The sequence below is a fragment of the Mycolicibacter algericus DSM 45454 genome (genome assembly GCF_002086455.1).
Classification (GTDB): Bacteria; Actinomycetota; Actinomycetes; order Mycobacteriales; family Mycobacteriaceae; genus Mycobacterium; species Mycobacterium algericum.
Map to the genome: position 1 here is coordinate 348,030 of NZ_MVHC01000002.1, position 23,858 is coordinate 371,887.

General features: G+C 69.0%; 21 protein-coding genes. 4 read left to right on the forward strand and 17 right to left on the reverse strand.

The features are described from left to right. Positions 1-39: 39 nt before the first annotated feature. The gene (locus tag BST10_RS03425) at positions 40-1,362 is read right to left on the reverse strand and encodes an aminotransferase class I/II-fold pyridoxal phosphate-dependent enzyme (protein WP_083036369.1); all 1,323 of its coding nucleotides are present in this window, start codon (positions 1,360-1,362) and stop codon (positions 40-42) included. A 41-nt stretch (positions 1,363-1,403) separates the two neighbouring features. On the opposite strand from BST10_RS03425, the gene BST10_RS03430 reads away from it, so the two are divergent. Then, positions 1,404-2,084 (forward strand): pyridoxamine 5'-phosphate oxidase family protein, encoded by a 681-nt coding sequence (locus BST10_RS03430; RefSeq protein ID WP_041317566.1) that lies wholly within the window; start codon positions 1,404-1,406, stop codon positions 2,082-2,084. On the opposite strand, the gene BST10_RS03435 is transcribed toward BST10_RS03430, so the two are convergent. The 15 genes from BST10_RS03435 to BST10_RS03505 form a co-directional block, all read right to left on the reverse strand. Continuing rightward, positions 2,081-4,663, reverse strand: coding sequence for a multicopper oxidase domain-containing protein (locus BST10_RS03435; RefSeq protein WP_165757171.1), 2,583 nt, complete (start codon positions 4,661-4,663; stop codon positions 2,081-2,083). The genes BST10_RS03430 and BST10_RS03435 overlap by 4 nt on opposite strands. A gap of 85 nt (positions 4,664-4,748) precedes the next feature. Then, a complete protein-coding gene (locus BST10_RS03440) occupies positions 4,749-5,996 on the reverse strand; it encodes a sulfotransferase family protein (RefSeq protein WP_235673570.1) in 1,248 nt (415 codons plus the stop codon). Beyond that, complete coding sequence (locus tag BST10_RS03445; protein ID WP_083036370.1) at positions 5,993-7,066, reverse strand: DUF1214 domain-containing protein; 1,074 nt, start codon at positions 7,064-7,066, stop codon at positions 5,993-5,995. The genes BST10_RS03440 and BST10_RS03445 overlap by 4 nt, the downstream gene beginning before the upstream one ends. After that, the gene (locus BST10_RS03450; protein WP_083036371.1) at positions 7,059-7,685 is read right to left on the reverse strand and encodes a TetR/AcrR family transcriptional regulator; all 627 of its coding nucleotides are present in this window, start codon (positions 7,683-7,685) and stop codon (positions 7,059-7,061) included. The genes BST10_RS03445 and BST10_RS03450 overlap by 8 nt, the downstream gene beginning before the upstream one ends. Positions 7,686-7,733: 48 nt before the next feature. Further along, on the reverse strand, positions 7,734-8,555 hold the full coding sequence (locus tag BST10_RS03455) for a class I SAM-dependent methyltransferase (RefSeq protein WP_083036372.1): 822 nt from the start codon (positions 8,553-8,555) through the stop codon (positions 7,734-7,736). Between the two features lie 63 nt (positions 8,556-8,618). Beyond that, complete coding sequence (locus BST10_RS03460; protein WP_083036373.1) at positions 8,619-9,548, reverse strand: ketopantoate reductase family protein; 930 nt, start codon at positions 9,546-9,548, stop codon at positions 8,619-8,621. Continuing rightward, positions 9,545-10,729 carry an enolase C-terminal domain-like protein gene (locus tag BST10_RS03465; RefSeq protein WP_083036374.1) on the reverse strand — a complete coding sequence of 395 codons (1,185 nt, stop codon included), beginning with the start codon at positions 10,727-10,729 and terminating at the stop codon, positions 9,545-9,547. Before BST10_RS03465 ends, BST10_RS03460 begins: the two co-directional genes overlap by 4 nt. A 25-nt stretch (positions 10,730-10,754) precedes the next feature. Beyond that, positions 10,755-11,561 (reverse strand): HpcH/HpaI aldolase/citrate lyase family protein, encoded by an 807-nt coding sequence (locus BST10_RS03470; RefSeq protein ID WP_083036375.1) that lies wholly within the window; start codon positions 11,559-11,561, stop codon positions 10,755-10,757. Beyond that, positions 11,558-12,046, reverse strand: a complete 489-nt coding sequence (locus tag BST10_RS03475) for a MaoC family dehydratase (RefSeq protein WP_013828342.1) — start codon at positions 12,044-12,046, stop codon at positions 11,558-11,560. Before BST10_RS03475 ends, BST10_RS03470 begins: the two co-directional genes overlap by 4 nt. A gap of 96 nt (positions 12,047-12,142) precedes the next feature. After that, positions 12,143-13,303, reverse strand: a complete 1,161-nt coding sequence (locus BST10_RS03480) for an acyl-CoA dehydrogenase family protein (protein ID WP_013828341.1) — start codon at positions 13,301-13,303, stop codon at positions 12,143-12,145. Next, a complete protein-coding gene (locus tag BST10_RS03485) occupies positions 13,300-15,282 on the reverse strand; it encodes an acetyl/propionyl/methylcrotonyl-CoA carboxylase subunit alpha (protein ID WP_083036376.1) in 1,983 nt (660 codons plus the stop codon). Before BST10_RS03485 ends, BST10_RS03480 begins: the two co-directional genes overlap by 4 nt. A gap of 6 nt (positions 15,283-15,288) precedes the next feature. Continuing rightward, the gene (locus BST10_RS03490; RefSeq protein ID WP_013828339.1) at positions 15,289-16,860 is read right to left on the reverse strand and encodes a carboxyl transferase domain-containing protein; all 1,572 of its coding nucleotides are present in this window, start codon (positions 16,858-16,860) and stop codon (positions 15,289-15,291) included. Beyond that, the gene (locus tag BST10_RS03495; RefSeq protein WP_013828338.1) at positions 16,857-17,498 is read right to left on the reverse strand and encodes a 3-oxoacid CoA-transferase subunit B; all 642 of its coding nucleotides are present in this window, start codon (positions 17,496-17,498) and stop codon (positions 16,857-16,859) included. The genes BST10_RS03490 and BST10_RS03495 overlap by 4 nt, the downstream gene beginning before the upstream one ends. A gap of 85 nt (positions 17,499-17,583) precedes the next feature. Then, positions 17,584-18,327, reverse strand: a complete 744-nt coding sequence (locus tag BST10_RS03500; RefSeq protein ID WP_041317559.1) for a CoA transferase subunit A — start codon at positions 18,325-18,327, stop codon at positions 17,584-17,586. Between the two features lie 75 nt (positions 18,328-18,402). Beyond that, positions 18,403-20,046, reverse strand: a complete 1,644-nt coding sequence (locus BST10_RS03505) for an AMP-binding protein (protein ID WP_083036377.1) — start codon at positions 20,044-20,046, stop codon at positions 18,403-18,405. Between the two features lie 100 nt (positions 20,047-20,146). On the opposite strand from BST10_RS03505, the gene BST10_RS03510 reads away from it, so the two are divergent. Continuing rightward, on the forward strand, positions 20,147-20,797 hold the full coding sequence (locus tag BST10_RS03510; protein WP_083036378.1) for an SACE_7040 family transcriptional regulator: 651 nt from the start codon (positions 20,147-20,149) through the stop codon (positions 20,795-20,797). Between the two features lie 57 nt (positions 20,798-20,854). After that, positions 20,855-21,631: an MmpS family transport accessory protein gene (locus BST10_RS03515; protein ID WP_013828334.1), complete on the forward strand. Its 777-nt coding sequence runs from the start codon at positions 20,855-20,857 to the stop codon at positions 21,629-21,631. A 4-nt stretch (positions 21,632-21,635) separates the two neighbouring features. Here BST10_RS03515 and BST10_RS03520 read toward each other — a convergent pair whose 3' ends face one another. Then, entirely contained in the window at positions 21,636-22,952 is a 1,317-nt protein-coding gene (locus BST10_RS03520) for an MFS transporter (RefSeq protein ID WP_083036379.1), read from the reverse strand. A 23-nt stretch (positions 22,953-22,975) separates the two neighbouring features. Here BST10_RS03520 and cmrA point away from each other — a divergent pair, with 23 nt between their 5' ends. Then, complete coding sequence (gene cmrA / locus BST10_RS03525) at positions 22,976-23,782, forward strand: mycolate reductase (RefSeq protein WP_041317551.1); 807 nt, start codon at positions 22,976-22,978, stop codon at positions 23,780-23,782. Positions 23,783-23,858: the final 76 nt, after the last annotated feature.

Sequence of the window (23,858 nt, forward strand, 5' to 3'; positions counted from 1 at the left end):
GCGTGACCGGTGACGTCGACGTGTCCGCGGGCCGGTCCGTCACACGCTCACGGTTCCGGTGCCGCTCAGCGAATCCGCTACCGCATCGGCCAGCGGTCCGATCTCGGCGGCGGCCAGATCCGAGATGGTGATGCGGATTCCTGGCGGGCTACCGATCCGGTACCGGCTGCCCGGGGCGGCGGCCCAGCCCGCGGCGAACAACCGCGTGATTGCCGCCGACTCGTCGGGTACCGGAATCCAGACGTTGAGCCCCGAGCGACCGTGGCAGGCCAGGCCGCGCTCCGCCAGCGCCGCGCACAGCCGGGTGCGCCGGTCGGTGTAGACGGCTTCGGCGTCGGCCACCAGCCGTGTCGCGGCCCTATCCCGCCACATACCGACAACAACGTCCTGCAACAGCCGGCTGACCCAGCCCGGCCCCAGCCGCTGGCGCCCCTGCACTCGTTCGATCGTGCGACGGTCCCCGGCCACCAGCGCCAACCGCAGGTCCGGGCCGTAGGCCTTGGCCACGGACCGCACGAACGCCCAGTCCCGCACCACCCCGGCCAGCGGGTGCAACGCCATCCCCGCCACCCCGGCGCAGTGGTCGTCTTCGATCAGCAGCACGTCGGTGGCGGTTTCGGCCAGCACGGCACGCAACGCAGCGGCACGCTCCGCCGACATCGCGCCGCCGGTCGGGTTCTGGGCGCGGCTGGTCACCACCACCGCTCGTACTCCGCGGCGCAACGCCCGAGCCAGGTCTGTGACCAATGGCCCGTCGTCGTCGCCACCCACCGGCTCCACAGCCAGCCCCAGCGCTCCGAGCAGGTCGAGCAGATTGGCCCACCCGGGGTCTTCGACGGCCACCCGGTCGCCGGGACGCAGGTGAGCCGCCAGTACCCGCTCGATCGCATCCAGTGCGCCCGATGCCACCGCCAGGTGCTCGGCCGCCACCCCGTCGGCTTCCAGGGCGGCCCGGGCGTGGTCGGCCAACTCCGGCGAGACGGGTGGCTGCCCGTACAGCACCGGGGTGGCCGGCGGCGACAGCCGGGCGCCGGCGATCGGCAGCAACGCGGGGTTCGGGTTCCCGGTAGACAGATCACGGACACCGGCCGGGACCGTGAGGCCGCGCAGCGAACGCGGTGTGGTCGCCGGCCGATCCCGTACCCGGGTTCCCCGCCGACCGGCTGTTTCGACCGCCCCGCGGTCGCGCAGCAACCGGTAGGCGGCAGCAACGGTGTTCGGGTTGACCGCGAGCCGGCCGGCCAGGTCGCGGATGGGCGGGAGCGCAGACCCCGGCGCCAGCTGGCCATCGGAGATGCCGTCTTCGATGCTGGCGGCTATCGACTCAGCGCCGGCACCGGTAATAGAATATTGTACCGTCACATATCTAATTATGTACTAGTTCAATATGAAAGGCAACGGTGATGGCCCGGACTTATGCGCGCACAGACCGCACCACGCCCACCAGGTACCGGGAGCGGGCACGCTATGACCACGAGACCGTCCATCGCATCCTCGACGAGGCACTGATCTGTCACCTCGGTTATCTCGACGAGGGGTCCCCGGTGGTGCTGCCCACCACTCACGCGCGCCACCGCGAGGTGCTCTACCTGCATGGCTCCACCGGAAGCGGCCCGATGCTGGCAGCCGCGAAAGCCCCCGCGGGCCTGCCGGTCTGCGTCACCGTCAGCCTGATCGACGGCCTGGTGCTGGCCCGCTCGGCGCTGCACCACTCGCTGGCGTATCGCTCGGTGATCATCCGCGGCGCGGCGCGGGTGGTCGTTGATCCCGGCGAAAAGCGCGAGGCACTGGCGGCGCTTGTCGACCATGTGGTCTCCGGCCGCGCCGCCGACAGCAGGCCCCCCAACGAACGTGAGCTGGCCATGACCGCCGTGCTGGCACTCGACTTGGTGGAAGTCTCCGCCAAGGTGCGCACCGGCGGCCCGGTCGACGATCCCGAAGACCTCGCCCTGCCCTACTGGGCCGGGGTGGTGCCGTTGACGGTGGCCGCCGGATCTCCCGAACCAGCCGGCGACCTCGACCCGGCCATCCCGCTGCCGTCCTACCTGACGCCGTACCGGCGAACCGCTCCCGCCGGCAATTAGCCGGCGACCTCGAAGATGCCGTGGGCGCCGTTTTCGGCGTGCCGCATGTCGTGGTCCATGAACGGGTAGTGGCCCGGCTCGGGGAAGGTCAGCTCGACGAAACCGCCCTGGGCCGGCGCCAGATCCAACACCTGGGAGCCGCCCGGGCCCCCGGGCTGGTGCGGCGGCCGCAACAGCCAGGCGCCCTCTTTGTAGACGGTGTCGAACTGTGTGCCGACGATGTGGAAGGCGATCGTGTCGCCGGGCCCGGCGTTGACCACCCAGACCCGCACCCGTTCGCCGGCGCGCGCCGGCAGCGGGGCGTGCATGTACTGTGCCGCGGTGCCGTTGAACATCCAGCCGTCGGGCTGTCCGGCGCGGATCGCGGTCGTCTTGGCGTCGGCATCGGGCGCTCCGGCATAGAGTTGCGCGCCGACCAGGGCGTATTCCCGGTCCACGGCCGGCAGTCCGGGCGGGTCGATGATCACCGCGCCATACATGCCGTTGGCGATGTGCAGCGTCATCGGCGGCGTGCTGCAGTGATACAGCCAGGCGCCGGCCCGTCGGGCGGTGAACCGGTAGACCAGCCGCTCCCCCGGCTCCAGCGTGCGCATCGGCTGGTCCGGTGCAAGCGCCCCGGCGTGAAAGTCGATGCCGTGTCCCATGGTGGAGTCGTTGATCAGGGTGATCTCGAAGGTGTCCCCGACCCGGCCGTGCAATGTGGGGGCCGGCTCGCTACCGCCGAAGGTCCAGCGGATCTCGCGGCGGCCGGGTGCCACCTCAAGCTCCCGGTCCACGGCCCGCAGTTCCACCCGGTGCACGCCGGGTGTTGCCGGCGCCAGCACCGCATCGTACGGCCGCCATCCCGGCGACGGGTCCGCGGCCAGGTTCAGCGTGGCCGGCACGGGAACTCCCCCACCGTGGTCACCGCCGGTGTGCTCGTGGCGCGGCACGCCGCCGACGGCATGGATCGTCATCGTCATCCCGGCGGCCCGGTGGCCCGGTACGTCGCACCAGACGTCGCGGTCCTGCCGGATCACCCCGAGATCGAGCACCGCGGTCTGGCCGCGGCTCAGCCGCGGCGTGTGCTCGCCGGTGTCGACGTGCAGGTCGTGCGGCAGGCCGTCGATGTTGGTGACCCGCAGCACCAGCCGGGTTCCGGCCGCCACCTCGAGCACGTCCGGGGAGAACCGCATGTTGTTCAGCGTCACCTCGACCGTGTGTGCCTCGCCGGCGACGTCGGCCACTTCCGAGGACGCCGGCGCCCCCAGTATCAGCGCCGACGCGACCGCGGCCACCGCGGCCACCGCGACCGCCCCGGTCACCGCAGCGGAGTGCGGTTTGATCGCCTCGACGTCGATCGGTCCGCGCAGCGCCACCGGCAGCGCCAGCCGCAGCGCCAGCAGCACGAAACTGGCCACCGCGACGGCGGCCAACACCCAGCCGACGATGGGCAACGGCCCCCGCCACGGCCCGGCCACCAGCGGCACGGCGACGTTGATCGCAGCCACCCGCACCTGCCAGCCCTGATCCAGGTAGGCGATGACGGCCTTACGAATCGGCGGGCCGTGGGCCACCAGGATCGGCAGCAGCTGACTGAGCGCACCGAGCAGGATCTGAGCGACGAAACCCACCGCCAGCAGCGGCAGCAGGGTGTGCTCGACGAATGCGGGCAGCACATCGACGGAGCGGCCCGCGATCAGCGCGACCACCTCCGTCACGACGGCCACCCCGAGCCAGCCGGTCGCACCGACCAGCATCCAGGCCGCCGGGCCGGTGAAGCTTCGTCCCGGCCACAGGCCGACGATCGCCAGACCGACGCCGATCGCATAACCCGCCAGACCTGCCGCCGCCAGCCACCAGCTGTCGGCGAGCAGGCCCGCGGTGGCGATCGCCAAACCAACGGTCAGGGTCGGCAGCGCACGACGGGCCATCGCGAAGCTGCGCGGGGTGATCTTCTCCCGGATCGTGGTGGGCCACAGGGTGAACAGCGTGCCCACCACGGTCAGTCCGATCCAGCCGTAGAGCATCACGTGCACGTGGGTCGTCCACAATCGCGCATACCACCGCGCAACGCCGAAGGCCATGGTGGCGCCGGCCGCCGATCCGATCAGCAGGGCGACGAGGGCAGCCAGATAGAAGCCGACGAGATAGTCGAAGCGCGCCGAGAGCGCCGACTTCTTCATCGCGATCAACTCCGCGCCGTGAGCGACGCCGACCACGGCCACGACCGCACCGCCGATACCGGTCAGCGCCTCGGTGTTCCAGGTGACACCCGCCAGGGCGGCGATCACGCCCGTGTTGAGCACGGCGAGTTTGGCCACCAGGTGCCAGTGCGGCGGGTCGGGGACCCTGCACAGCGTCGTGGTGAAGTGTCCCGACCAGATCACGATCGCGTTGGTGGCCGCGCCGAGCAGCAGCGCATGCACCGGCAGCCAGATCGGGTGCGCGATGGCGTTGTGTCCGATCAGCAACGCCACCGAGACGGCCAGCCAGACCAGCACCACGATGTTGGCGCCCAGGAACACCGGCCCGCGCGGCCCGCCCCGGCGGCGCTTCGCGGGTGGTGCCGTGGACGGCGGCGACCCCAACTGAATCATGATCGCCAGGCTACGGTGATGGCGCTACCAGGAGAAAGTGCCGTTAGACATCGGTAGCCATCGATACGGTCGGTTCGCCCTCCGATCAGCCGGCGACGAACCGGTTCCGGTAGTCACGCAGGCGTGCGGCGATCTCGTCGGTGTTCAGCCCCACGTCGGCCGGCTGGTAGTCCACCGTGCCGTAGCGGCCGCGGGGGTGGTCGGCGCGGAACTGGGTCATCGCTTCTTTGGCCCGGGTATCAAGCGGCTGGCCCGCGAGCTCGTAGATGGCGGCGACGGTGCCGTCCTCGTCGGCCATGAAGTCATCGAAGCGCACATCGATGGACTGCGCCGCCGGCAGCACGTCGCGATCGGCCAGACACCCGCTGAGTAGGTCGTCGGCTCGATCGAACCAGTACGCCGAGATCTTGACCGGGTCCGGACGGTCGCATCCCATTCGCGCCGCATAGCTGATCATCGTCGTCATCGACTGTGTTACCTCGACCGGATCCCGGTGAGTGACAACGAAGGTGGCGTCGGGGAATGTGGCGTACAGCGCCGGGAACTGTTCCAGATGCTGCGGCGATTTGAGCACCCAGCGGGTGCCGCCGCGCAGCCATTGCAGGGCCTGCAGGCTGCGTTTCAGGTAGGCGTATGACGCGGTTTGGTCGTGGGCCTTGTACTGCTGCGCGAAGGTCGGCAGAAAGTAGCTGCATTCGAAGAGCATTCCGGAGATGTCGTTGCCCAGCAGCTGGATCTCCTCGTGCGCGTGGTCGACGGTCATGTCGTGCATGCGCTTGAACTCGGGCATCGAGGTGTTGATCAGGTCCAGCCCGACCGCGCAGCGGTCACGCCGGGCCTGCGGATCGGGCTCGCCGGGTGTGGCTATCGGCTCCAGGCTTTCCCAGTAGGGCAGGTACCGCAGCGCGGGGTCGGCGGCGATCAGGTTGTGCAGATGGGTGGTCCCGGTACGGGGCAGCCCGCAGATGATGATCGGGCGTTCGATCGCGACGTCTTCGATCTCGGGGTTCGTCGCGATCAGGTCTTCCAGCCGTAGCCGGTTGACCAGGTGACCGGCCAGCTGCTCGAACGCCATCGCTCGCCCCACGCCGGACAGCTCGGCTTCGTCGACCAGCGATCCGCACAGTACGTCGAGACGTTCCCGGAATGCGTTGTCGCCCCAATTGTCCAGTCCCGTTCGTTCGGTCGCAGCCCGCAACAGCGCCTCGGGTGTCAGCTGCAGCGCGGCGCCGTAGCCGGCCAGTCCTTCGCGCATCGGGCGCGCGGCCTCGGGAAAGACCGGGTTGGCCAGGTCCTCGAGCCGGATGGCACCCGGACGGGTGGCGGCGCTCACCAGACCAGCTCTGCGACGTCGACGACCCGGCAGTTCAGCGAATCGGGGGTGGCCTCGGGCAGGAACCAGCGCAGCCAGATCAGGCCTTTGGACCGGCCGGCGGTGGACACCCAATTCGGATGCCCGGGGTCGGTTTCGCTGATCACGATCTGCCAGGACCCGTCGGGTGCGTAGGTGACGTGCGCACCGTTGATCGTGACGCGTTCGCGGGTGTAGTCGTAGGTGTGCAGGAACGGATTCCACAGGCACAGGTTCCAGAACACACACTCCGGCGAGGTACCTTCAATGACCAGCGCCTGGCCGGGTTGCAGTTCGTAGGCTCCCATGGCGTACGCGGCGTCACCGGCGGCCCAGCCCACCGTGCGACTCGGCACGGGGTACGGGTCCTGCAGTGCGTTGGCCGGCAACCGTACCGGCGCCATCGCAGCCTGCTCACGGATCCAGGTCCGTGCCGCGCGCATCCGCCGGCTCAGGTCGGCGCGGCTATCGGGGCGACGCGGCGTGTCCTCGAGCGCCTCGATCATCCATTGGGCTCGCCGGTCCGTGCCCGGCTCGGTGCAGTAGTCGCGGGTCAGGATGAAGACCGCGTCAGGTTCGAGCTTGAGCCAATTGCCCTGTTGCTCAGTGGCGCTGATGACGAACTCGAAGTCGCGGTCGGTGTCGCAGCCCAGGTCACGGTCGTTGATCGTGTCGATGATGCGGTCGCTGTAGCGGCCGTCGTCGGGGCCGCCGTAGACGGTCATGGACAGGTAGACCGCGTCGCCGCGGTTGCCGGTGACCCGGTAGCTGCGGCCGGGGTCGATCGGTGCCAGCTGGTAGAAGGCGTCGGAGTTGTCGCCGCCCCACTTCAGGTACGGGCCGATCACGTCGACCAGGATCGGCTTGTCGGCGTCCCCCCAGATGTAGGCGTCGGCGGCGACCCGCAGCAGGCTCAGCGCCCACCGGTAGCCGTCGAGGATGTCGGCCTCCTCCAGTGGCGGATCGGCGCCCAACAGCCGCTGCTCGACGGCGCGAACCTCCTCGAGCAGGTCCCCGAATGCCTGAGACAGCTCCGACGACTCGTCACCCATCACGGTTCTCCTTCTTTCTCATTCCTTGCAGCACCAGGGAGCAGAGTCGGTCGACAGCGTCGACGGTGTCGGCGGCCAGCACCTGGGCGATGTAGAAGCTGGTGCCCACCAGCAGGTCGTAGGCGATCTCGACGTCGACGTCGGCGCCGAGCACGCCTTGGTCGATGCCGGTGCTGATCAGTTCCCCGAACGCGGTGCGGGTCTGCTCGTCGAGCAGCTGCTGGGTGCGGATGAACAGCTCCGGGTCGCGGTGGCGGTCGGCCAGGATGCCCAGCGCCGCGGCGGCCACCTCCGGTGAGCGCCAGAACGCGAAGACTCCGGCCACGAACCGGCGCAGGTCCGCCTCGAAGTCGCCCGAGCTGGTCAGCAGGTCCCCGACGGTCGAGCCGAAGACCGCGTCGAACACCAGGTGGGTCTTCGACGGCCAGCGCCGGTAGACGGTGGGGCGGCTGACGTCCGCCTCTCGTGCGATCGCCTCGATGGAGACCTGGTCGTAACCGTCACGGGCGAGCAGCCGGCGGGCTGCCTCGGCGATGGCCTGCTCGGTGCGCGGATTGCGCGGCCGACCGCGGGCGGTGGGGGCGGATTGCGGTGCCGTCACCCGATCGTCGTTGCCCACGAACCAAATATTTACATTACGTAACGTAATTCGTCAATGGCGTGCCGGTCAGAAGGCGTAGCGGTGGTACCGCGCCAGGTTCGCCATCGCCGGAACCAGCGACATCGCCTTGCCCAGCGCCCGGTAACGGCGGGGAAGCATCTGGTAGGTGTCTGACTCGAACCAGCGCAGGCACTCCACCAACCGCGTGCCCGGAACGGCGGCGAGGATCTCGCGGGGCTCGTCGATCCCCCACTGCAGCTTTGCCCCGGAGCGGCGGACCACGGCATTGGCCCACTGGGTCTTGATACCCAACCGGCTGAAGGCGTCGAACTGTAATTCCCCGCGCGCGCAGTGCTCGACGACCCGGCGCAGCAATGCGACGCCGGCTTGTTCGGTGAGGTACATGGCCAGCCCCTCACCGAGCATCAATGTCGGTCGGTCGGTGGGGATTTCGGCCAGCCACGCCGGGTCGGTGACCGATGCCGCGACCACGTGGTTGTGTTCGCGCGCGGGGAGTAGCCGACGGCGCAGGTCGGCGACGCACCTATAGTCGATGTCATACCAGTCGACTCCGTCGCCGGGTTGCAGCCGGAAGTATCGCGCGTCGAGCCCACAGCCCACATGCAGCACCACCGCGTCGGGGTTGATCGCCAGGAATTGGCCGGCCCAGGTATCGAAGTGCGCCGAACGGGTGGTCACCGACGGTGACCGGGCGGCGGTGATGGTGGTCTTGCTCCAGTCGTAGTCGATGCGTTCGACCGCGTCCTTGGCGTAGCGATCACCCAGAATCGGCTCGGGCAGATCCGCGTCCAGCGCCTTGGCGTACAACGTCGCGAGCATGGTCTGCGGCGCTCCGCGCAGGTCCACCCGCGCCTTGTCATCGGTCATGGATTCGAGGCTAGCTCCGCCCGGGAGCGCTCGCGCCGAACTGAACGCCTCGCGGCGCGGTGTTCAGTCCTCGGGCGTCATCCACTGCCGTTCAACGGCTTTGACCAGCGCCGTCAGCGTCATGTTGACCGGAGCCTGCTGCTCGACCTGCGCTGCCTGGCGCACCACCGCGCCGTTGATCACGTCGATCTCGCTGACCCGGCGGGCCAGGTGGTCCAGCAGCGCCGACGGTTTGGCGTCGGGCAGCTGCGCCCCGAAGGCCCGGACGTGCGCAACCGGGTCCGCCACGGCGATGTCGATCCCGGCGGCGCGGGCCACCGCCCAGGCCTCGGTGGCGGCGGCGCGGCTGACCGGTCCCATATCTGCGTCGTCCATGACCTGCCCCACCGTCATGCCCGTCAGTGCGCACGGCGCGCTGTAGGCGACATTGCAGATCAACTTCTCCCACTGCATCGCGGCGATGTCGGCGACTGCAGCCGCGTCGAATCCGGCGTCGGTCCACACTCGCGCGATCTCCTCGACCGCCGAAAACGGCAGCGCCGCATAAGCTCCGAACCGGACCGCCCGCATCGCGTTGTGGTGCGCGTGTCCGGGCGCGGGACGTGACGCGCCGAAACCACTGGCGATGCCCACCGCCACCCGCTCGGCTCCCACGATGTCGGCGACGGTGTCGGCCGATCCCAGTCCGTTCTGGATGGTCAGCACCGGTGTGTCCTCGCCGAGCAGCGGCAGTGCCTGGGTGGCCCCGGCGGCGACGTCGGCGGCTTTGACCGCGAGCACCACCAGGCCCATCGGCTCTGCCGGCGCCACGGCGGCCGCCCGCATCGCCACCACCTGATCGGATTGCGGCCCGCTGATGCGCAGGCCGTCCCGGTTGATCGCTTCGACGTGCGCGGGTGAGCGGTCCAGGGCCAGTACGTCGTTGCCGGCGGCGGCCAGTCGCCCGGCGTAGATCGATCCCATGGCGCCGCATCCGATGACCGCGATCTTCATCTGCTCATGCCTCCCATGAGGGCGATCGCGGCGAGCAGGTCGGGCTTTTCCTCGAGCCCGAATCCCGGGGCGTCGGTGGGCGCGATGGTGCCACCGGCCAGCCGGCATCCGGGCGAGTAGCCGCCGAAGGGTGCGAACACCCCGGGATAGGACTCGCAGCCTCCCAAGCCCAACCCCACCGCGATGTGCAGGTTGATCAGGTGGCCGCCGTGCGGGAAGGCACAACCGCGGTCGAAGCCGTGCGACTCGAGTACCTCGATCATGCGGGCGTATTCGGTCAACCCGTAGCTGAGTCCCGCGTCCATCTGGAAGACGTCGCGGCCCGGGCGCATGCCGCCGTAGCGCACCAGGTTGGTCACGTCACGCGCGGAGAACAGGTTCTCGCCGGTGGCGACCGCTCCCGGGTAACCGGCGATCAGTTGGGCGTTCAGCACGAAGTCCAGCGGATCGCCGGGCTCCTCGTACCAGCGCAGGCCGTAGGGGCTCAGCGCCTGCGCCCACTGCCCAGCGGCTGTGGCGTCGAATCGACCGTTGGCGTCGACGGCCACCCGTGCGCCGCTGCCCACCACGTCGATGACCGCCTCGATGCGGTCCAGGTCCTCGCGCATCGGCGCGCCGCCGATCTTTATCTTGACCGCGTCATAGCCCAGGTCGAGATAGCCGCGCATCTCGGTCCGGAGCCGGTCCAAGCCGTCTGCCTGATAGTAGTACCCGCCCGCGGCATACACCGGAACCGCTGCCACGGCTTCATTCCAGCCCAAGTTCCGGCCGAAGTGTCGCGCGATGGTGCGGTAGGCGGGTTCGTCGGCGAGTTTCGCTTTGAGATCCCAGCACGCCAGTTCCAGGGCCGCCGCCGCGCCGGCGCGGTCGCCGTGGCCGCCGGGCTTCTCGTCGACGAGCGCCTGGTACAGCACCCGGGCGGGGTCGATGTGGCCGTCATCGTCGAGTAGCGACTCCGGGTCGGCGCGCAGCACCCGCGGGATCATCCGATTGGCCAGGATGCCTCCCTGGGCGAATCGGCCGATTGAGTTGAACGCGATGCCGGTCACCGGTTTCCCGTTCCGTATCCGGTCGGTGACGATGGCGACCAGTGACACGGTATGCCGGGAGAAGTCCACCAGTGCGTTGGCGATCTCGCCGCTCAATGGCACCGATCTTTCGACGATCCGGGTGATGCGCACGCGCCGTCGCTCCTGTCGGTAGGCGTTACTCCGCTCGCCGCAGGATAGCCTCAGCGTGCCGCAGCACCGGCGAGTCCACCATTTGTCCCTCGAAGGCGAACACGCCCCGCTCGTGCTGTGCCGCGGCGAGCACCCTTCGCGCCCAGTCGATCTTGTCCTCCGCCGGTCGGTAGGCGTCGCGCACCACCGGTACCTGGGTGGGATGGATGCACACCGTGGCGGCGAACCCGACCGCGGCGCCGTCGAGCGCCTCGGCCCGCAACCCGTCGAGGTCACCGATATTGAGGTAGACGGCGTCGAGCGCGGCACGCTCAAACACCGACGCCGCCAGCAGCACCGTCGAACGCGCGTGCCGGGCGAAGTCCCGATAGCGGCCGTCCGCGTGACGGCTGGAGCCCCCTCCCATGGCGGCGACCAGGTCCTCGGCGCCCCACATCATCGCCGCACAGGCCCGCGTAGCGGCGATCTCGGTCGCGAACACGACGCCGCGCGGGGTTTCGGCCAGCGCGACGACCTGCCGCGGCGCCAGCGCATCGACCTGGGCGGCTGACTCGGTCTTGGCCAGCATCACCGTCGTGTAGGCGGTGTCGGCCAGCGCCGCCAGATCGCGCGACTGATCCTCGGTACCGGCCGGGTTGATCCGCACCACGGTCCGCTCCGGGTCGAGCGGGTTGTCCCGCAACGCTTCCCGGGCAGCGGGCCGGTCGGCGGCGGCCACCCCGTCCTCCAGATCCAGGATGACCACGTCGGCCACCGCGGCGGCCTTTGCGTAGCGCTCCGGGCGATCGGCCGGGCAGAACAGCCAGGCCGGCCCGGTGGAGAGCAGGTTCATGCCGACTCTCCTGCCGGCCGCTTGCGCACCAACGTAGTCCGCACCGCGCGGGCCACCACGTCGCCGTGCTGGTTGCGCCCGACATGCTCGAGCGTCACGATGCCCTCCCCGGGACGGCTCTTGGACTCGCGCTTGTCGGTGCAGACCGTCTCGGCGTAGAGGGTGTCGCCGTGGAAGACCGGCTTGGGAAACGACACCTCCGAGAATCCGAGGTTGGCCACGATGGTGCCGAGCGTCAACTGAGCGACCGACAGCCCGACGAGCGTGGACAGGGTGAACATGGAGTTCACCAGCCGCTCACCGCGGAAGCCGGGCTGCTCGGCAGCCCAGGCCGCATCCAGGTGCAGCGACTGGGTGTTCATGGTCAGCGTGGTGAACAGCACGTTGTCGGCCTCGGTGACGGTGCGCCCGGGGCGGTGGGCATACGTGGTGCCGATCTCGTACTCCTCGAACCACAGTCCGCGCTGCTCGACCGTCTTACCCACGCTGCTTCCCTTCTCCTTCGCCGACTCGGAATTCTGCGACGCAACACGCCGCTGCTGTGTCGCGAGATGCCCGCTCGCGGCCGCTGCCGGTGCTCATCACAGCCCCAGCGATCGTGCGATCAGCATCAGCTGGACTTCGGTGGTCCCCTCGCCGATCTCCAGGATCTTGCTGTCCCGGTAATGGCGGGCTACCGGGTATTCGTTGATGAAGCCGTACCCGCCGTGAATCTGGGTGGCGTCGCGGGCGTTGTCCATCGCCGCCTCCGAGGAGATCATCTTGGCGATCGCCGCCTCCTTCTTGAACGGCTTGCCCGCCAGCATCTTCGCCGCGGCGTCGTAGTAGGCGGTGCGTGCTACGTGGGCGCGGGCCTCCATCCGCGCGATCTTGAAGCTGATCGCCTGGTAGGAGCCGATCGGCTGGCCGAATGCCTCGCGCTCACCGGCGTACTTGACGCTCTCGTCGACGCAACCCTGTGCGACCCCGGTGGCCACCGCGGCGATCGCGATGCGGCCCTCATCGAGGATCGACAGGAAGTTCGCGTAGCCCCTGCCCTGTTCGCCGAGCAGATTGGCTTGCGGGACACGGGCGTCAGCGAAGGTGAGCGGATGGGTGTCCGAGGCGTTCCAGCCCACCTTGTTGTAGGCCGGTTCGACGGTGAAACCCGGCGTGCCGGACGGGACGATGATCGTGGAGATCTCCTTGCGGCCGTCGGGTGCGGTTCCGGTGACGGCGGTGACGGTCACCAGCGAGGTGATGTCGGTGCCGGAGTTGGTGATGAACTGCTTGGCGCCGTTGATGACCCACTCGTCGCCGTCCAGTCGCGCGGTGGTGCGGGTGCCGCCGGCATCCGAACCGGCACCCGGCTCGGTGAGGCCGAAGCCGGCAAGCGCACGACCGGCAACCAGGTCGGGCAGCCAGGTCTGCTTCTGTTCCTCGGTGCCGAACCGGTAGATCGGCATCGCTCCGAGGCCCACCCCCGCCTCCAGGGTCATCGCAACGGACTGGTCGACCTTGCCGAGTTCCTCCAGGGCGAGCGTCAGCGCGAAAAAGTCGCCGCCCATACCGCCGTACTCTTCGGGGAACGGCAGGCCGAACAGCCCCATCTCGCCCATCTTGGCGATCACTTCGTAGGGGAAGCTGTGCTCTTCGTCGTGTTTGGCGGAGACCGGAGCGACGACGGTGCGCGCGAACTCGGCGACCGTGTGCTGCAGATCCTGGTACTCCTTGGGCAGCTCGCCTGCCATGATCGTCGTCATCGCTGATCGTCCTCACTTGATTCGGGCACCAGCCGGGCCAATACCTGGTCCACCGTCACCTGATCGCCCACCGATACCAATACCTCCACCCGGCCGCTGATCGGCGCGGTCAAGGTGTGCTCCATCTTCATCGCCTCGACCACCACGACCGGATCGCCCTCGTCGACCGGCGTTTCGGACGCGACGTTCACCGCGATCACGCTGCCGGGCATCGGGCTGACGATCTCGGCGCTGCGCGGACCGACGGCAGACCGCACCACGGTGCTTTCCTCGGCTTCACGCAGGTGCCAGATGCCGCGCTCATCGGAGATCCACAGCTGCCCGTCGTGCTCGGCGAACCTGTAGCAGCGTCGTCGGCCCGCCAGTGTCACCGTCAGCCGGTCGCCCTCGACTTCGGCGCTGCCGCTGTGGATCTCGCCGTCACCGACCTGCACCCGCGCGGTCGCCGGAAGCCCCCACACCGACACCGTCTCCGACCGAAGCGGCGTGCGCATCTCGGTGCGCACCGGTGCCGACGCGCCGATCCGCCATCCGCTGGGGTTGGCCCACGGTGATTTCCGCCCGGACAGCGCCCATTGGCGGTAGAGGCCGCCGGCGGCCAGCACGTCGTCAGGCGCGGGCGCCGGCGCGAAGTCGGCCGACCTGGTATCGAGCAGTTCGGTGTCGAGATCCCCGGTGACCACCCGGTCGTCGGCGAGCAGGAACCGCAGAAACTCGACGTTGGTCTGTACGCCGAACACGGCGGTGCCGGCCAGCGCCGCATCGAGCCGCGCCAGGGCCTGCGCCCGGTCGGCCCCGTGCGCGATCACCTTGGACAGCATCGGGTCGTAGTCGCTGCCGACCACGGTGCCGTCCTGCAACGACGAGTCCACCCGCACCCCGGGCCCGGCCGGCTCGTGCACCGCCAGCACCTGTCCGCCGGTGGGCAGGAAACCGCGGGCCGGATCTTCGGCGTACACCCGGGCCTCGATCGCGTGCCCGTCCAACGTGATCTCATGCTGCGCGAACGGCAGTTTCTCGCCGGCGGCTACCCGCAGCTGCCACTCGACGAGGTCGAGGCCGGTGACCGCTTCGGTGACCGGGTGCTCGACCTGCAGCCGGGTGTTCATCTCCATGAAGAAGAACTCATCCGGGCGGTCCGCGGAGACGATGAACTCCACGGTGCCGGCGCCGACGTAGTCGACGCTGCGGGCGGTGTTGCACGCCGCCGTCCCGATCCGGTCCCGGGTCGCGGCGTCCAGCAGCGGCGACGGCGCCTCCTCGATCACCTTCTGATGACGTCGCTGCAGGCTGCACTCCCGCTCGCCGAGGTGCACCACGTTGCCCTGGGTGTCGGCGAGCACCTGAACCTCGATGTGGCGGGGCCGCAACACGAATCGCTCCAGGAACAGTGTGTCGTCGCCGAACGCGGACGCCGCCTCACGCCGTGCGGTGGCCAGCGAAGCCCGCAGCTGCGCGGGGTCGTCGACCAGGTGCATGCCTTTGCCGCCACCGCCCGCCGACGGTTTGATCAGCACCGGGTACCCGATCTCGCCCGCGGCGGCCACCAGTTCGTCATCGGACAGACCGGGTTTAGCGATACCCGGAACGACCGGGACGTCGAACGCCGTGACGGTGTTCTTCGCCGAGATCTTGTCGCCCATCACCTCGATGGCGCGCGCCGGCGGTCCGATGAACACCACCCCGGCCGCCTCGCAGGCGGCGGCGAAGCCGGCGTTCTCGGAAAGGAACCCGTAGCCGGGATGAATCGCGCTCGCGCCGGTGGCGGCAGCGGCCTCGAGCACCACGGGGATCGACAGGTAGCTGTCGGCCACCGGCGCGGGGCCGAGCCGCACCGCGGTGTCGGCTTCACGCACATGCCGCGCTCCGGCGTCGGCGTCGCTGTAGACCGCCACCGACCGGATGCCCATCCGGCGCAGGGTGCGGATCACCCGCACCGCGATCTCACCGCGGTTGGCTACCAGGACGGTTTCAAACATGGGCACTCACATCCGGAAAACGCCGTAGGAGACCGGGTCCAGCGGCGCGTTCGCACAGGCCGAAAGCGCCAGCCCCAGCACTGTTCTGGTGTCGGCCGGGTCGATGATCCCATCGTCCCACAGCCGTGCGGTCGAGTAGTAGGGGTTGCCCTGGGCCTCGTATTGGTCCCGGATCGGGGCCTTGAACGCCTCCTCATCCTCGGCGGACCACGGCTTGCCGGCCGCGTCGAGTTGGTCACCGCGCACCGTGGCCAGCACCGACGCGGCCTGCTCGCCACCCATCACCGAGATCCGGGCGTTGGGCCACATCCACAGGAACCGCGGCGAATACGCCCGGCCGCACATGGAGTAGTTGCCCGCCCCGTAGGACCCGCCGATCACCACCGTCAGCTTGGGCACCCGCGCGCAGGCCACCGCGGTGACCATTTTGGCGCCGTGTTTGGCGATGCCGCCGGCCTCGTAGTCGCGGCCGACCATGAAACCGGCGATGTTCTGCAAGAACACCAAGGGGATGGAGCGCTTGTCGCACAGTTCGATGAAATGCGCGCCCTTGAGCGCCGACTCACCGAACAGCACCCCGTTGTTGGCGATGATGCCCACCGGATGGCCGTGGATGCGAGCGAACGCGGTCACCAGGGTCTTGCCGTATTCGGCCTTGAACTCGCTGAACTCGCTGCCGTCGACAATGCGGGTGATGACCTGCCGCACGTCGTAGGGAACCCGCGGATCCGGTGGGACCACGTCGTAGAGCTCCGCGGGGTCATGGTGCGGATCCACGGAACGCTTGATCTCCCATGGGCTTTCGGGTCTCGGCCCGAAGGTCTGCGCGATCTGGCGGACGATGCGCAGCGCGTGTTCATCGTCGTCGGCCAAATAGTCGGTGACCCCGGAGACCTTGGAGTGCAGGTCTCCCCCACCGAGTTCTTCGGCGGTCACCACCTCTCCGGTGGCGGCCTTCACCAGCGGCGGGCCGCCCAGGAAGATGGTGCCCTGTTCGCGGACGATGACGGCCTCGTCGCTCATCGCGGGAACGTAGGCGCCGCCGGCGGTGCAGGAGCCGAGCACCGCGGCGATCTGCGGGATGCCCGCCGCGCTCATGGTCGCCTGGTTGTAGAAGATCCGGCCGAAGTGCTCGCGGTCGGGGAACACCTCGTCCTGACGGGGCAGAAACGCGCCGCCGGAGTCCACCAGGTAAATGCAGGGCAGCCGGTTGCCCAGCGCGACTTCCTGGGCCCGCAGGTGCTTTTTGACGGTGACCGGGTAGTAGGTGCCGCCCTTGACGGTGGCGTCGTTGGCGACGATCACGCATTCCCGCCCGGACACCCGCCCGATCCCGGTGATGATCCCGGCGCCGGGGCATTCGTCGTCGTACATGCCGTCGGCGGCCAGCGGCGCCAACTCCAGAAACGGGCTGCCCGGATCCAGCAACCGGTCGACCCGGTCGCGCGGCAACAGCTTGCCCCGCGACACGTGCCGCTGCCGGGACTGCTCGCTGCCACCGAGCGCCGCGGTCGCCAGCTTGGTGTTGAGCTCGGCGACCAGCCGCCGGTGCTCGTCGGCGAATGCTGGGGCCGTCATGACACCTTCGAAAGATTCAACGGGGCACCGGTTTTCGCAACCACCTCATCGACCGATACACCGGGCGCGGTCTCCACCAACTCCAGGCCCGCTTCGGTGACGTCGATGACGGCCAAGTCGGTGATGATGCGGTCGACGCAGCGGGCGCCGGTGAGCGGCAACGTGCACTGCTCGACGATCTTCGCGCTGCCGTCCTTGGCGGCATGTTCCATCATCACGATGACCCGGCGCGCCCCGTGCACCAGGTCCATCGCCCCGCCCATGCCCTTGATCATCTTGCCGGGGATCATCCAGTTGGCCAGGTCGCCGACCGCTGATACCTGCATGGCGCCGAGCACCGCCACGTCGAGGTGGCCGCCGCGGATCACCCCGAACGACGTGGACGAGGAGAAGAATGACGCCCCGGGCAGCACCGTCACGGTTTCTTTGCCGGCGTTGATCAAATCGGCGTCGAGGTCCTCGCGGCGCGGGTACGGCCCCACGCCGAGGATCCCGTTCTCCGAATGCAGCACGACGCTGACACCGTCGGGGATGTGGTTGGGAATCAAGGTCGGCAACCCGATACCGAGGTTGACGTATTGCCCGTCTTCCAACTCCGCGGCGACCCGTGCGGCCAGTTCGTCACGCGTGAGTGCCATTAAGCGCCACTCCTCTTCATCGCTTCGTCCCCCTCGCCGCTGCGCGGCTGGGGGTACCCCCACTGCATCGTCGCTGGCGCAGCCATCAGCGCACCGTCTCCCGTTCGATTCGTTTCTCCGGATTCGGTACGTGCACCACCCGATGCACGTGAATACCTGGGGTGTGCACCTCGGCGGGACAGATCTCGCCGGGCTCGACCAGGTGCTCGACCTGGGCGATGGTGATCCGGCCCGCTGCGGCGCAGTCCGGGTTGAAGTTGGCCGCGGCCTCCCGGTAGACGAGGTTGCCGTGCCGATCGCCCTTCCAGGCGTGCACCAACGCGAAATCGGTGCGGATCGCCCGCTCCAGCACGTAGGTGCGCCCGTCGAAGTCCCGGGTCTCCTTGCGCGGTGAGGCCACCGCCACCCCGCCGGCTCCGTCGTAGCGCCACGGCAGGCCGCCGTCGGCGACCTGGGTGCCCACCCCGGTCGGTGTGTAGAACGCCGGGATCCCGGCACCGCCGGCGCGCAGCCGCTCGGCCAGCGTGCCCTGCGGTGTCAGCTCCACCTCGAGCTCTCCGGACAGGAACTGCCGGGCGAATTCCTTGTTCTCGCCCACATAGGAGCTCACGGTGCGTCGGATCCGCTTGTGCTCCAACAGCACTCCCAGCCCGATGCCGTCGACGCCGCAGTTGTTCGAGACGGTTTCCAGATCCGTGACACCGAGTTGCAGGACGGCGTTGATCAACGCCTCCGGAATGCCGCAGAGGCCGAACCCGCCCACCGCCAGTGACGCGCCGTCGGTCACGTCGGCCACGGCTGCCGCCGCCGTCGCCACGACCTTGTCCATCGCCACCCGCGCCTCCTCATTTTCAGTTAATGTTGATTAACTGACAGCAGAGAATACCATTCTCGCGCTGTCCTGTCAGCCGCCACCCAGCTGCTCGATCACCTGTCGACGCACCTCGTCCTTACGGACCTTGCCGGTGGCCGTCATCGGGAACTCCGCGACCACGCGCAGGTACCGCGGCACCTTGAAGTGCGCCAGTCGGCCGGCGCAGAACTCGCGCAGCCGCTCAACGGTCAGCGGCCCCGCCCCGTCGCGCAGCATGACCACCGCCATCAGTTCCTCACCGTAGATTTCGTCGGGCACACCGATGACCTGGGCGTCGAGGATGTCGGGGTGGGTGTGCAGGAACTCCTCGATCTCGCGCGGGTAGATGTTCTCCCCGCCGCGGATCACCATGTCCTTGATCCGCCCGGTGATCCGCACGTATCCGTCGTCGTCCATGACGGCCAGATCGCCGCTGTGCATCCAGCCTTCGGCATCGATGGCCGCCTCGGACTTGGCCGGGTCGTTCCAGTAACCGGTCATCACCGAATAGCCGCGGGTGCACAGTTCGCCGACCTGACCTCGCGGCACCGGGTGGCCGGTGGCCGGGTCGATCATCTTGATCTCCAGATGAGGTCCCACGCGCCCGACGGTCTCCACCCGCTGGGTCAGCGAGTCCCCGCTGCGGGTTTGGGTCGACACCGGCGACGTCTCGGTCATGCCGTAGCAGATCGCGATCTCGGTCATGTGCATGTCGTCGATCACCCGCCGCATCACCTGCGCCGGGCACGGCGACCCCGCCATGATCCCGGTGCGCAGGCTGGTCAGGTCGTAGTCGGCGAAGTCGGGCAGCCCGAGTTCGGCGATGAACATGGTGGGCACCCCGTAGAGGCTGGTGCAGGCCTCCTCCTGCACGGCACGCAGCGTGGCCGCCGGATCGAAGCCGGGACCCGGCAAGATGATGGCCGCGCCGTGGCTGGTGGCCGCCAGGTTCCCCATCACAAGGCCGAAGCAATGGTAGAGGGGAACCGGCAGGCAGATCCGGTCCCGATGCGTGTAGCCCAGCAAGTCACCGACCAGGTAGCCGTTGTTGAGGATGTTGCGGTGACTGAGCGTCACGCCCTTCGGGTAACCGGTTGTGCCCGAAGTGTATTGGATATTGATCGGATCTGTGGCGCGCAGCGGTCTGGCCGCGTGCGCCAGTGCCACCGTGTCGACGGGTGTGCCGGCCAGCTCACGCCAACGCGCGCTGTCGATGAACACCGCCTCGCGCAGGCCCGGACACGCTGGCGCCACCTCGCGCAGTAGCGCGACGTAGTCGGAGGTCTTGAAACGCGATGCCGAGATCACCATCGCCAGCCCGGACTGGTTGAGCGCATAGGCCAATTCGTGGGAGCGGTAGGCGGGGTTGATGGTGACCAGAACCGCGCCGATCTCGGCGGTGGCGTACTGGGTCAGCACCCACTCGGCGCAGTTGGGCGCCCAGATGCCGACCCGGTCCCCGGCGCTGATACCCGCCTGCAGCAGACCGGTGGCGAGCCGGCGCACATCGCGCCACAGCTCCGCGTAGTTCCATCGCCGTCGGGCCGGAAGGTCAATCAGCGCATCGCGATCCGGGTGCGCGCTCACCGTTGCGGCGAGACAGGCTCCGATGGTCGTCTCCAACAAGGCCGGTCGGGCCTCGCCGCGAGCGTAGGACAAATCACCGCGAGTTGCGGGCCATCCCGCCGTTGCCATCAGGCCTCCACCGCTGCCGCCCGGAGCCGGGTTCGACCCCAAGGGATGGGTGCTACGTTAGTGACCATTAACTCAGCTGTCCATGACGAGCGGAGGCGAGATGGCAGCATCCGCTTCGGCGGGCCCGGCGGGAAACGACGAGCCGGCCAACCGGCGCAGTCGGCTGAAATCCGATCGGCGTTCCCAATTGCTGACGGCCGCCGAACGGCTCTTCGCCCAGCGCGGCTTCCTCGCCGTACGCCTGGAGGACATCGGCGCGGCCGCCGGCGTCAGCGGCCCGGCGATCTATCGGCACTTCGCCAACAAGGAAGCACTGTTGGTCGAACTGCTCGTCGGCATCAGCACCCGGTTGCTCGCCGGAGCGCGCGCCGTGGAATCCGGCGGGCGCAGCCCGGACGCGGTGCTGGACGGCCTGATCGAGTTCCATCTCGACTTCGCGCTCGGGGAGCCGGATCTGATCCGGATCCAGGACCGCGACCTGGCTCATCTGCCGGCCGGCGCGCAGCGTCAGGTACGCAGCGCCCAGCGGCAGTACGTCGAGGTCTGGGTGGATGTGCTGTGCGCCCGGCACGCCGGGCTCGCCGAAGCAGACGCCCGGTTGATGGCCCACGCGGTGTTCGGTCTGTTGAACTCGACCCCTTACAGCGTCAAGCCGGCCGGTGCCAAGTCGGCCGCGCCGGAGCGCTCCCGAGCGGTGTTACGGGCGATGACCATCAGTGCGCTGGGTGCCGCCGGGATTTCAATGGGCTGACCGACGATACGGTCGTGGGCAGCCCTGCGCAGGTACCCTGCAATCCATGAGGTGGGTATGACCGATCCCTATCGGCCGGAGGATTCCGATCGACCCTGGCAGCGCAGCGGGGCGACCGAGCAGTCGCCCTTCGGCTTTCCGCCACACGTCGATCCGGCCTACGCGGGCCAACTTCCGTCATACCCGGCCGGCTATCCGCCGCAGGCCACCGACCCGACCGCCCAACTGCCGCGGCAGCACTGGGAACCGGCGCAGCCGGGCGGCGGACCGGGAGGCGGCGTCCCGCCGGGCGGCGAGGGCGGCCCGCCCGAACCGCCACGGTTCCCGAACTGGCTGTGGCTGGTCGCCGGTGCGGCGGTGCTGCTGGTGGTCGGCATGGTGATCGCCCTGGTGATCGCCAACGGCTCGGGCCGCAATTCGGCTACGGTCACACCGGTTTCGCCGTTGCCGACGGCGCCGAGCACACCGATTCCCAAGCGCACCCCGACCACCACGCCGCCACCGCGGTCCTCGGCGCCCAGCACCACGCCGAGCACGCCGCCACCGACCACGTCGACTACCGCCGGGGTTCCCGAGACGATCGTCTACAGCGTCACTGGGACCGGCCGGGCGCTCAGTATCGCCTACATCGACGACGACGGTGTGCTGAAGACCGAGTTCAACGTGGCGTTGCCGTGGAGCAAGCAGGTCACCCTGACGCCGCCGGCTACAAAAGCGGCGGCGGTGACGGTGGTGAACTTCGGCGAGCAGATCACCTGCTCGCTGTCGGTGGACGGCGCCCAGGTGCGCCAGCGCACCGGCTCGATCCTCACCGTCTGCGCCGCGGCCGGTTGAGCCGTTAGGCCGCTCGCCGCGGCGCGCGCACCCCCAGCATCGCCAGCAATCCGAGCACCAGCACGGTGCACAGCCCGCCCATGCCGGCCCGGTCGCTGTGGAAGACGTCGACGAAGACCGAGAACAGCCACGGCGCCATGAACGATACGGCGCGACCGGTCATGGTGTAGAGCCCGAACGCCACCCCTTCGAATCCCTCGCGGCCTTCCTGCGCCATCCGCAGCAACAACGTGCGCGCCGAGGACTGGGTGGGGCCGATGAACAGGCAGAGCAGCAGGCCGCAGGCCCAGAACGCCCCCGGACCCGACAGTGTCATCAGCGTGGTCCCGGCGGCGACCATGGCCGCCAGCGACCCGACGATCACCGTCTTGGAGCCGATCCGGTCGTCGAGCAGGCCGCCGGCGACCGCGCCGACCGCGGCCACCACGCTGGCGGCTACCCCGAAGATCAGCACATCACCGGCCGAAATCCCGTAGACGTTGACGCCGAGCACCGCACCGAAGGCGAACACCCCGGCCAGCCCATCACGGAAGATCGCGCTGGCCACCAGGTAGAAAACCAGGTTGCGGTCGCGGCGCCATTCGCCGGTGATGTCGCGCCACAACTGGCGGTAGCCACCGAACAAACCGAGCCGGGGCGGCCGCGGACCTTCGGCACCGGCGAACCGATGCGCGGTGAACAGCAGCGGCAACGCGAAGACCGCCAGCCATGCCGCGGTGAGCCACATCGCCGCCCGCACGTTCTGTCCGTCCTCGACGGGCACGCCCAGCAAGCCGCGTTCCGGGCCGCTGCCGGAGATGAAGCCCACGTAGACCACCAACAGCAACACCACGCTGCCGGCATAACCTGCCGCCCAGCCGAATCCGGAGATGCGGCCGGAGTTCTGCGGCGTCGACAGCTGCCGCAGCATCGCGTTGTAGGGAACGCTGGCCAGGTCACCGCAGGCCGCGGTCAGCGCCAGCAGCAGCAGCCCCGGAGCCAGGTAGGCCGGTGAATCGCGAATCATGCTCATCGACGCGATCAGCACCACCGCGGTGCCGGTCAGAACCGTCAGCGTCACCCGGCGACGGTGCGGTGCGGCGACCCACACCCCGACCACCGGCGCCACGACGGCCACCGTCAAACCAGAGATGGCCAGGGTGCGGCCCAGCCAGCTGGCCGGCGACACCGAACCGGGCAGGTCCCGGCCGACGCTGCTGGTCAGATAGACCGAGAACACGAACGTCACCGCGATCGCGCTGACGGCAGCGGCACCGGTATCCCACAACGCCCAGGCCACAATCCGGGATCGCCCGGATCTGACCACCCCCGGGTTACCCATGCCTGGCACTCTACGATTGCCCCATGCCAGTGCCTGCTCCCAGCCCGGATGCCCGCGCCGTCGTCACCGGAGCCTCCCAGGGGATCGGCGAAGCGCTGGCCACCGAGCTGGCCGCCCGCGGTCACTCACTGATCATCACCGCGCGCCGAGAAGATGTGCTCAACGACGTGGCGGCGCGGCTGCGCGACACCTACCGAGTCACCGTGGAGGTGCGAGCGGTGGACCTGGCCGATCCGCCGGCCCGCGACCAGCTCTGCGCCGAACTGGCCGAGCGGGAGATCTCGGTGTTGTGCGCCAACGCCGGCACCGCCACGTTCGGGCCGATCGCCAAGCTGGACCCGGCCGCGGAGAAGGCCCAAGTGCAACTGAATGCGATCGCGGTGCACGATCTGGTGTTGGCGGTGTTGCCGGGCATGCTGGCACGCCGCGCCGGCGGGATCCTCATCTCGGGTTCGGCGGCCGGCAACTCCCCGATCCCCAACAACGCCACCTACGCCGCTACCAAGGCCTTCGCCAACACCTTCAGCGAGTCACTGCGCGGCGAACTGCTCAAATCCGGGGTGCACGTGACACTGCTGGCGCCGGGGCCGGTGCGTGCCGAGATGCCCGACGCCGCCGAAGCCTCGTTGGTCGACAAGCTGATCCCGGACTTTCTGTGGATCTCCACCCAGCACACCGCCAAGCTTTCGCTGGATGCGTTGGCGCGCAACAAGATGCGCGTCGTGCCCGGAATCACGTCGAAGGCCATGTCGATGGCCAGCGGGTACGCTCCCCGCGCGATCGTCACCCCGATCGTGGGCGCGGTCTACAAGAAGCTCGGCGGCGGCTAGTGTCCTGAGTCATTAATTCGTACGCTCTTGTTAGCATGGGTGATGCCATCGCCGCATGCCGCCAAGATCGTCCTGA

What these genes read in the sequence shown, in the direction of transcription:
- BST10_RS03430 (WP_041317566.1), top strand. Translation starts at nt 1,404, where the DNA reads ATGGCCCGGACTTATGCGCGCACAGACCGCACCACGCCCACCAGGTAC.
- BST10_RS03435 (WP_165757171.1), bottom strand. Translation starts at nt 4,663, where the DNA reads ATGATTCAGTTGGGGTCGCCGCCGTCCACGGCACCACCCGCGAAGCGC.
- BST10_RS03445 (WP_083036370.1), bottom strand. Translation starts at nt 7,066, where the DNA reads ATGGGTGACGAGTCGTCGGAGCTGTCTCAGGCATTCGGGGACCTGCTC.
- BST10_RS03455 (WP_083036372.1), bottom strand. Translation starts at nt 8,555, where the DNA reads ATGACCGATGACAAGGCGCGGGTGGACCTGCGCGGAGCGCCGCAGACC.
- BST10_RS03460 (WP_083036373.1), bottom strand. Translation starts at nt 9,548, where the DNA reads ATGAAGATCGCGGTCATCGGATGCGGCGCCATGGGATCGATCTACGCC.
- BST10_RS03470 (WP_083036375.1), bottom strand. Translation starts at nt 11,561, where the DNA reads ATGAACCTGCTCTCCACCGGGCCGGCCTGGCTGTTCTGCCCGGCCGAT.
- BST10_RS03480 (WP_013828341.1), bottom strand. Translation starts at nt 13,303, where the DNA reads ATGACGACGATCATGGCAGGCGAGCTGCCCAAGGAGTACCAGGATCTG.
- BST10_RS03485 (WP_083036376.1), bottom strand. Translation starts at nt 15,282, where the DNA reads ATGTTTGAAACCGTCCTGGTAGCCAACCGCGGTGAGATCGCGGTGCGG.
- BST10_RS03490 (WP_013828339.1), bottom strand. Translation starts at nt 16,860, where the DNA reads ATGACGGCCCCAGCATTCGCCGACGAGCACCGGCGGCTGGTCGCCGAG.
- BST10_RS03495 (WP_013828338.1), bottom strand. Translation starts at nt 17,498, where the DNA reads ATGGCACTCACGCGTGACGAACTGGCCGCACGGGTCGCCGCGGAGTTG.
- BST10_RS03500 (WP_041317559.1), bottom strand. Translation starts at nt 18,327, where the DNA reads ATGGACAAGGTCGTGGCGACGGCGGCGGCAGCCGTGGCCGACGTGACC.
- BST10_RS03505 (WP_083036377.1), bottom strand. Translation starts at nt 20,046, where the DNA reads ATGGCAACGGCGGGATGGCCCGCAACTCGCGGTGATTTGTCCTACGCT.
- BST10_RS03510 (WP_083036378.1), top strand. Translation starts at nt 20,147, where the DNA reads ATGGCAGCATCCGCTTCGGCGGGCCCGGCGGGAAACGACGAGCCGGCC.
- BST10_RS03515 (WP_013828334.1), top strand. Translation starts at nt 20,855, where the DNA reads ATGACCGATCCCTATCGGCCGGAGGATTCCGATCGACCCTGGCAGCGC.
- BST10_RS03520 (WP_083036379.1), bottom strand. Translation starts at nt 22,952, where the DNA reads ATGGGTAACCCGGGGGTGGTCAGATCCGGGCGATCCCGGATTGTGGCC.
- cmrA (WP_041317551.1), top strand. Translation starts at nt 22,976, where the DNA reads ATGCCAGTGCCTGCTCCCAGCCCGGATGCCCGCGCCGTCGTCACCGGA.